Origin of the sequence: Parabacteroides sp. AM08-6 (assembly GCF_003473295.1) — a bacterium.
In the GTDB taxonomy this organism is placed as follows: domain Bacteria; phylum Bacteroidota; class Bacteroidia; order Bacteroidales; family Tannerellaceae; genus Parabacteroides.
This window is the reverse complement of sequence record NZ_QRMP01000050.1, coordinates 1-385: the sequence shown is the minus strand read 5'-3', so window position 1 is coordinate 385 and position 385 is coordinate 1. Positions and strand designations below refer to the sequence as shown.

Below are 385 nucleotides of genomic sequence, written 5' to 3'. Positions count from 1 at the left end.
AGGCAGAGCAGCTTCAACATTAACACTAAATACTAATAACATAAAAACAAAAAGAAATCTACCAAATCCTATAGAACCCTCCTATCCCGACATAAGGAGATAAACCGTGCTTGCCTATACCATATCCCGCTATAACGCCTAATCCCCAACGACGAGACGGTATGCGTTTTGTAATATACATTGTCTTTGGAAATACATTTATGCTATCCAACGCTGCATTGTATCCAGATACCCACGCGTGATAATCAGGGGTTAAATACTCTTTCTGAGAAACAGGAATATATATTGTATCTCCCTTAATATACTTGATTACTGTGTCAGGTGGTAATGAGACATACTTCGTCACCACCTCTTTTACCGGTTCAGGGAAACGTTCGATAAGGGT

General features: G+C 39.5%; 1 protein-coding gene. It reads right to left on the bottom strand.

Annotation, left to right across the window (positions count from 1 at the left end; all coding sequences use genetic code 11):
- Positions 1–58: 58 nt before the first annotated feature.
- On the bottom strand, positions 59–385 hold a 327-nt coding region (locus DW103_RS17355; protein WP_370453492.1), incomplete at its 5' end, for a DUF6808 domain-containing protein.